At 46.5% G+C, this 7,996-nt stretch carries 9 protein-coding genes; 4 read left to right on the top strand and 5 right to left on the bottom strand.

From position 1 onward, the window contains the following. The 3 genes from IQR33_RS33790 to glyQ form a co-directional block, all read right to left on the bottom strand. A partial coding sequence (locus tag IQR33_RS33790) for an alpha-amylase family glycosyl hydrolase (protein WP_265575801.1) occupies window positions 1–861 on the bottom strand: 861 nt, incomplete at its 3' end. Between the two features lie 217 nt (window positions 862–1,078). Next, the gene (glyS, locus tag IQR33_RS20355) at window positions 1,079–3,145 is read right to left on the bottom strand and encodes a glycine--tRNA ligase subunit beta (RefSeq protein WP_005378875.1); all 2,067 of its coding nucleotides are present in this window, start codon (window positions 3,143–3,145) and stop codon (window positions 1,079–1,081) included. Between the two features lie 13 nt (window positions 3,146–3,158). Beyond that, a complete protein-coding gene (gene glyQ, locus IQR33_RS20360) occupies window positions 3,159–4,076 on the bottom strand; it encodes a glycine--tRNA ligase subunit alpha (RefSeq protein ID WP_005383818.1) in 918 nt (305 codons plus the stop codon). 484 nt (window positions 4,077–4,560) lie between these two features. Here glyQ and IQR33_RS20365 point away from each other — a divergent pair, with 484 nt between their 5' ends. After that, window positions 4,561–5,115, top strand: a complete 555-nt coding sequence (locus tag IQR33_RS20365) for a TMEM165/GDT1 family protein (RefSeq protein WP_005378877.1) — start codon at window positions 4,561–4,563, stop codon at window positions 5,113–5,115. Between the two features lie 160 nt (window positions 5,116–5,275). Continuing rightward, window positions 5,276–5,536 carry a hypothetical protein gene (locus IQR33_RS20370; protein ID WP_005378878.1) on the top strand — a complete coding sequence of 87 codons (261 nt, stop codon included), beginning with the start codon at window positions 5,276–5,278 and terminating at the stop codon, window positions 5,534–5,536. A 44-nt stretch (window positions 5,537–5,580) separates the two neighbouring features. On the opposite strand, the gene tusA is transcribed toward IQR33_RS20370, so the two are convergent. Further along, window positions 5,581–5,829 carry a sulfurtransferase TusA gene (tusA, locus tag IQR33_RS20375; protein ID WP_005378879.1) on the bottom strand — a complete coding sequence of 83 codons (249 nt, stop codon included), beginning with the start codon at window positions 5,827–5,829 and terminating at the stop codon, window positions 5,581–5,583. A gap of 133 nt (window positions 5,830–5,962) precedes the next feature. Between tusA and IQR33_RS20380 the strand changes: the two genes are divergently transcribed. Both IQR33_RS20380 and IQR33_RS20385 read left to right on the top strand, forming a co-directional pair. Continuing rightward, window positions 5,963–6,145, top strand: coding sequence for a hypothetical protein (locus tag IQR33_RS20380; RefSeq protein ID WP_005378880.1), 183 nt, complete (start codon window positions 5,963–5,965; stop codon window positions 6,143–6,145). Window positions 6,146–6,312: 167 nt separating this feature from the next. Then, window positions 6,313–7,257 carry a LysR family transcriptional regulator gene (locus IQR33_RS20385; RefSeq protein ID WP_017821924.1) on the top strand — a complete coding sequence of 315 codons (945 nt, stop codon included), beginning with the start codon at window positions 6,313–6,315 and terminating at the stop codon, window positions 7,255–7,257. Between the two features lie 52 nt (window positions 7,258–7,309). On the opposite strand, the gene IQR33_RS20390 is transcribed toward IQR33_RS20385, so the two are convergent. Further along, the coding region (locus IQR33_RS20390) for an acryloyl-CoA reductase (protein ID WP_228014032.1) at window positions 7,310–7,996 on the bottom strand (687 nt) is incomplete at its 5' end.

Below are 7,996 nucleotides of genomic sequence, written 5' to 3' on the forward strand. Positions count from 1 at the left end.
ATGGTAGTAGCCGTGGTAGCCGTAGTGCTTAAAGTCGCCTTTATCGCCGCCGCCAACCCAGCCGTGGATTTGTTCCAGTGGTGAGGTTATCCAGATAGCATTCACACCAAGTGATTCGATGTAATCGAGTTTTTTCGTCAGACCCGCTAAGTCACCACCGTGGAAGGTACCAATCTCATATTTTCCGTCTTTACTGCGACCGTAGCTGTTGTCGTTGTCAGGGTTGCCATTGTAGAAGCGGTCAGTCATGACGAAGTACACTGTTGCGTTATCCCAGCTGAACGGTTTGTCGGCTTGCTGTTCAACTTCTTCTAGCAGCAATAGACCTTGGCTCATAGGACCCGGTTGCATGGTGACGCTGCCATTGGCGACAGTGGTTTCTTGTTCGGTTAAGGCATCACGAACGACAGCGCCATCATTAAAGGTTTGAGCAACGTTGATGGTTTTTGGCGTGTCAGTTGCGACAGGGCAAGAGTAGGTGATGTCCTGACTTTGTTTTGGTTTAATTTTTACCGTCAGTTCGTTGGTGGTTGGATTGAGCGTAAATTGATAGGTATTGGCTTTGAAGATACGCAGCGGCATTTGTGCATCAGTGGCGCAATTATCCATTTTTAATGGACGATTGAACTTAATGCGATCTTCTTCTGCTAGGGCAAAGCTACTTCCACAGCTTTGATTACTGTCGGCAATGGTAAAGGTGTAGCTGCCTTTTTCGAGTTTTTGCTCGGCGACAAGTAAGCCCTGTGAGTTTTCCTCAAAAACAGCGGTATCATCACCAACGCTTAATACGATGGCATTTTCTGGAATCTGGCTGCAGGCGCTCAGTAGACCGATAGAGAGTGCGAGAATTGTTTTTTTCATTGTGTCCTTCCCCCGAATAAACAGTCCAGTTATAGCAAAACTGTGCCTCTACAATCCGAGCTCTATACCAACAAGTTAAACGCGTCTCACCCTACAAATTTTAGTCTTGTTCACAAAATGAATAATAAGCGTCACCCTCATCGGTTTGAAGGCAACAAAAAAGGGAAGCATCTGCTTCCCTTTTACTTATTTCTTAATCACTTCGAAGAGTAATGAATTACTTTTGAAGCAAAGAAATGTCTGCGATCTGTAGGAACAGGTTACGCAGGTTGTTCAGTAGTGTCAGACGGTTCTTCTTAAGTGCTTCGTCGTCTGCCATTACCATTACGTTATCAAAGAACGCATCAACTGGTTCACGTAGGTCAGCTAGCTTGCTTAGGGCTTCTTGGTAGTTACCTGTAGCAAATGCTGGCTCTAGCGCTTCAGTCATTACTTCAACGCTTTCTGCTAGTGCTTTCTCTGCGTCTTCTTGTAGAAGTGCTAGGTCGATGTCTGCTGCTAGTTCGCCGTCGAATTTCGCTAGGATATTACCTACACGTTTGTTCGCTGCTGCTAGAGACTCTGCTGCTTCTAGTTCACGGAAGTGAGAAACCGCTTTAACTCGTTGGTCGAAGTCTGCTGGTTTCGTCGGACGACGAGCTAGAACCGCTTGAATGATGTCTACGCTGAAGCCTTCGTCTTGGTACCAAGCACGGAAACGACCAAGCATAAACTCGATAACGTCTTGTTCAACGTTGTCGTTGGTTAGGCGGTCGCCGAACAGTGACTTCGCTTTCGCTACTAGGTCAACAAGATCTAGGTTGTAGCCGTATTCAACGATGATACGTAGTACACCTAGAGATGCGCGGCGTAGTGCGAATGGATCGCTGCCTTTAGGCGCTTGACCAATACCGAAGATACCTACGATAGTGTCTAGCTTGTCTGCCATTGCAACTGCAGTTGAAACACCGTTTGATGGCAGTTCATCACCTGCGAAACGAGGCATGTATTGCTCGTTCAGTGCTACTGCAACTTCTTCTGCTTCACCGTCGTGGCGAGCGTAGTGCATACCCATAACGCCTTGAGTATCCGTGAATTCGAATACCATTGAGGTCATTAGGTCACATTTTGCTAGTAGACCAGCACGCTTTGACTTCTCAACGTCAGCACCGATTTGCTCAGCAATGTAGCCAGCAAGTTCAGTGATGCGGTCTGTTTTGTCTTTGATCGTACCCAGTTGCTTTTGGAAGATCGCTTGTTCTAGTTCTGGCAGACGGTCGATAAGCGGACGCTTACGGTCTGTGTTGAAGAAGAATTCTGCGTCAGCAAGACGAGGACGAACCACTTTCTCGTTACCTTCGATTACGTAACGAGGCTCTTTTGATTCGATGTTCGATACGAAGATGAAGTTAGGTAGTAGCTTCTTGTTTTCATCGTAGACAGGGAAGTACTTCTGGTCACCCTTCATGGTGTAAACCAACGCTTCAGAAGGCACTTTTAGGAACTCTTCTTCAAACTTCGCTGTTAGTACTACTGGCCATTCAACCAGAGACGTTACTTCTTCTACTAGGTCATCTTCTAGATCAGCGATACCGCCAACCGCTGCTGCCGCTTTTTGTGCGTCAGCTAGGATGATTGCTTTACGCGCTTCGTAATCTGCCATTACTTTACCGCGCTCTTCTAGAATCGCAGGGTATTGCTCAGCAGAATCGATAGTGAACTCTTGCTCACCCATGAAGCGGTGACCACGGATAGTGCGGTCTGAAGCGACACCAAGGATCTCGCCTTCGATTAGGTCGCTGCCCATTAGCATGGTTAGCGTCTTAACTGGACGGATAAATTGAGTCGTTTTGTTGCCCCAACGCATTGGTTTTGCGATAGGTAGGTTTGCTAGTGCTTTCGCTGCAAGTTCAACTACGATCTCAGACGTTGGCTGACCTTTCACTTCTTGTTTGAACAGTAGCCATTCACCTTTGTCTGTTACCATGCGCTCTGCTTGGTCAACCGTGATGCCACAACCGCGTGCCCAGCCTTGAGCCGCTTTTGTTGGGTTGCCTTCCGCGTCAAATGCTGCAGAAACCGCAGGACCACGCTTCTCAACAACTTTGTCAGACTGGCTGTCTGCTAGTGCTGCCACTTTAAGTGCAAGACGACGAGGTGCCGCGAACCATTTCACGCCTTCGTGAGCAAGCTCAGCGCCTTTTAGTTCTGCTTCGAAGTTTGCTGCGAATGCTTCAGCTAGAGTGCGAAGTTGCGTTGGTGGTAGCTCTTCTGTACCTAGCTCGATTAGAAATTCTTTTGCCATGTTACTCTACCCCTTACGCTTGTTCTTTCTTACACATTGGGAAGCCAAGAGCTTCACGCGATGCGTAGTATGCTTCTGCAACTGCTTTCGTCAGGTTGCGGATGCGTAGGATGTAACGTTGGCGTTCAGTTACTGAGATCGCTTTACGTGCGTCTAGTAGGTTGAATGCGTGACCCGCTTTTAGAATGCGCTCGTAAGCAGGTAGTGGCAGTGGCTTTTCAAGCTCAAGCAGCTCTTTACACTCTTTTTCACACTGTTCGAAGAAGCCAAATAGGAATTCAACGTCTGCGTGCTCGAAGTTGTAAGTTGATTGCTCTACTTCGTTTTGGTGGAAGATGTCACCGTAAGTCACTTTGCTGCCGTCTGGTGCGATGTTCCAAACTAGGTCGTAAACAGAGTCTACTTCTTGGATGTACATTGCTAGACGTTCGATACCGTAAGTGATCTCACCAGTTACTGGCTTACACTCAAGACCACCAACTTGCTGGAAGTAAGTAAACTGAGTCACTTCCATGCCGTTTAGCCAAACTTCCCAGCCCAGACCCCATGCGCCTAGTGTTGGGTTTTCCCAGTTATCTTCTACGAAACGGATGTCGTGTACAAGAGGGTCAATACCAAGAACTTCAAGGGAGCCAAGGTACAACTCTTGAATATTGTCAGGCGATGGTTTTAGCGCTACTTGGAATTGGTAGTAGTGCTGAAGACGGTTAGGGTTTTCACCGTAACGGCCATCAGTAGGACGACGTGAAGGTTGTACGTAAGCTGTCGACATTGGCTCTGGGCCAAGCGCTCGTAGACAGGTCATTGGGTGAGAGGTACCCGCACCCACTTCCATATCTAGCGGTTGAACAATGGTACAACCATTTTGAGCCCAATAATCCTGCAGCGCGAGGATCATTCCCTGGAAGGTTTTGATATCGTATTTTTGCATAAGTCAGGTTCGCGCGATTCTCTTGTTACTCGTTAATTCGTCATCTATGCCGAGTTTTTCAACTCTAACAACGGCGATAAAGAGTAATTACGGTTGAATAAATTAACAATCTAGTATAACCAGATATTGAGCATGGGAGTAGAGCTAATCTTGATTAATTCGTGGGCGATTTTCTCCTTTAATGAATTTTTACCGCGTTATCTGCTGTATTTTTCCTAAAAGGGAGTTTTTGCCTGCTTTGGCTCTTGAGAAGCGCAACAAAGGTGGCTAGAATTGCGCCTGTCTTTGGGGAGTAGCTTACCTGATGAAGTTTCTGTTTCATCTGGTTCGTCCGTCAACATAATTGGTGCAAAATCACCATGGCGTTCGAGACTTGAAGCCTTTCAAGTTTAGCAAGACCTTAGACAAATCATCACGAACCGGGGTAGGGGCGTGAGGTTTGTCTTCGGTTAAAAATAATAATCCCTGCCCCAATGAGCATGTCGTGAGCGTTTTAGCTATTTCAATTACTACTGTAGCGTTAGCAGAAATTGGCGATAAGACCCAATTGCTATCTCTATTACTCGCAAGTCGTTACCGAAAACCAATCCCAATTATTGCAGCAATCTTTTTGGCAACTATTGCCAACCACGCTTTGGCTGCATGGTTAGGTGTGGTTGTCGCAGACTATCTATCACCTGAGATTTTAAAGTGGGTGCTGGTGGTCAGTTTTGTCGCGATGGCGGCTTGGGTTCTGATCCCGGACAAACTGGATGATGACGAACAGATTTCTAATCGAGGCCCATTTATTGCCAGCTTTATCGCGTTCTTCGTTGCGGAGATAGGCGATAAAACTCAGATCGCCACTTCCATCTTAGGGGCGCAATACGCGGATGCGTTAAGTTTGGTGATTATCGGTACCACAATCGGTATGCTGCTGGCGAATGTTCCTGTGGTCCTGATTGGTAAATTGTCGGCCGACAAGATGCCTTTAGGGCTGATCCGTAAAATCACCGCATTTTTGTTTATTGCTCTGGCAATAGGGGCTGCACTGTTCTGATTTTTTGCACGTGAAATGATGTGAGTTATCAATCATTAGTGGCGTGCTGCGCGAGTTCAAACTCTGACTCTAAATCGTTCCGTTGCGTGACGGATGACATATAAGTGTCATACTTGTCATGGTAGTTTAATGGTGTGAATGATAGCGAGAGGGCAAGTTTATGCTTACACGTTACATGGGGATGTCCCCGAAGAGTCAGAGTTATTTATTCACTTTTGGTTTAGCGCTGTGTTTACTAGCGATGGTGCTAACTGATATGTGGTTACCGATTGTAGCAGGATCGTTCGTTCTTACTGGATTGACAGTAGAAGCGTGGATTCGTGTCGCTCACATCATTCCTATGCATGAAGAGATGCGGGCAATGAAGAAACAACTTAACAAGCTCCAATCAGAAGTTCGCACACTCGAATACGACGAATAAACAAACGGCAGCCAATATAGGCTGCCGTTTTTAGTTCGACCAGATTATTCCAATCCTTTCTTGATCAGGTACTGATACGGAACTTGCTCCGTTTGCGCCGCAACTAATTGGTGGTCCATAAAGCGGCAGAAACTCGGAATGTCTCGAGTCGTGGATGGATCGTCTGCTTTGACCAGCAAAATCTCACCATCTTGCATGTTGCGAATTGTCTTCCTGACCATCATCACTGGCTCTGGGCAGCGCAGTCCTTCCGCCTCTAATGTCTTGTTTGCCAGTTCAGGATTAAAGCTCATAGTGTGATTCTCGTAACTAACTGAACGTTGAATTTTACTTTCGTTGAAAAAATATTCAATAACCACTTGGCAAACCGAATTTTTTGTTTTACCTTAAATTAACAATTTGGTAACAACTGGCAGGGGAGAGGCAATGTTAACAGCGTTAGACAGACTTACGATTTACTCAGTGCTGTGTTTTATCTCGTTTTGTGCATTGGTACTCAGGACGCCAGCTGACACCTCTTTGACGCCTCTAGTAGGCATGGTTGCCACTATTATTGGGATTTGGATCGAGATGCGCAGATGGTCTGGCGCATCTGAGCAAGAAAATTAGCGCTTCTTGCTTGGATCAGAATGCTTTTAATAACGCTCACCTATTTTTACCGACACTTCATTCCGACACTATCCCCATTTTTCTTGGGCTTTCCCGCTGAAAGGCGGGATTTTTTTTGCCTAAAGAGTACAATTTACCCAAACACATACAAAATAAGTGGCTAATTCGTGGAACTGGAAGATATCTATCGCCGAGATTTAAATTTACTGGTTGCGTTGCGAGTACTGATAGAAGAAAACAGTGTCAGTAAGGCGGCAACACGTCTGAACTTGAGTCAATCGGCAATGAGTCGTGTGCTTGGTCGTCTACGTGACTTGTTGGGAGACCCGCTGTTTACTCGTCAGGGACAGCATTTGATCCCAACTCAGAAAGCGTTAGAGATCGATCGCTCATTGGGCGAGCCATTAGAGTCTTTACGTCAGTTGTTATCTCCGGTTGAGTTTGACCCATTGCAATGCGTACAGACTTTCAACATCGTGACCACCGATTATGCCATGCAAACGATATTACCGTTCGCTTTGCCGAGAATTTACCAAGAAGCGCCAAACGTGTCTTTCAACTTCTTACCACTGCAACACGACCGTTTATCAGATCAGCTCACTTATGAAGGTGCAGACTTAGCGATTTGTCGCCCGACAGGCCCGGTGGAGCCTCTACGCAGTGAAGTGTTGGGGCGAGTGGGGGTGCTGTGTATGCTTTCAAAACAGCATCCATTAGCGAATAAAGAAATGAGCTTGGATGATTATCTGAGTCATCCACATGCCATGATCGCCATCAGTGATGGTGTTAAGGCACTGATCGAACAAGCTTTGATGGAGAAACCTAAGCGTAAAATGGTTCTGCGGGCTTATCATTTAGAAGCCGCATTGGCGATCATGGATACCTTGCCAATTATCATCACAGTACCAGCGGATTTGGCGTATCTGGTTGCCGAGCGTTATGACTTGGTGGTGAAACCATTACCATTCCAATTCACGCCGTTTGAATACTCGATGATTTGGCATGCGCGTTGCGAACATTCTCCCGCTCAAGAATGGTTAAGAACGATTGTGCGTGAAGAGTGTAGCCGTCTGATAGCTAAACGTATCGAAGATATGGGACTGAACTGCTAACAAAAAAGAGCCAGCAATGCCGGCTCTTCGTCTATTTACACTGAGTCAGTATTTATAGCTTGATAACCACACGACCCGTTACTTGACCGTTGGTGATGTCTTCTGCATATTTCGGTGCTTCAGCAAGAGCAACTTCAGTACACGCTTGCTCGAAGTAGCTGTCTGGTAGTAGCTCTACCAGCTTTTCCCATGCAGCGATACGTTTCTCTGTTGGGCACATTACTGAGTCCACACCTTGTAGGCGAACATTACGTAGGATGAACGGCATCACTGTGGTTGGTAGATCAAAACCACCAGCAAGACCACAAGCTGCGACTGCACTGTTGTAATCCATTTGCGCCAATACTTTTGCTAGTACTTTGCTGCCTACAGTATCAACCGCACCTGCCCATACTTGCTTTTCAAGTGGACGTGCTGGTTCTTCAAATTCAGTACGGTCGATGATGCGGCTAGCACCTAGTTTTTCAAGTAGCGGGCCGTTTTTCTCTACACGACCTGTCACTGCAGCAACTTTGTAGCCAAGCTGTGCTAGAAGCGTTACTGCTACTGAGCCTACACCGCCACTTGCGCCAGTTACTAGGATTTCGCCATTTTCAGGTTTGATGCCTGCATCAAGCAGTGCTTGAACACACAGCATACCAGTGAAGCCAGCAGTACCAACCATCATTGCTTTCTTGCTGTCTAGACCTTTTGGTAGTGGTACTAGCCAATCTGCTTTTAGACGAGCACGCTGAGACAT

The sequence above is a fragment of the Vibrio sp. OPT46 genome, from assembly GCF_015163535.1.
Classification (GTDB): Bacteria; Pseudomonadota; Gammaproteobacteria; order Enterobacterales; family Vibrionaceae; genus Vibrio; species Vibrio alginolyticus.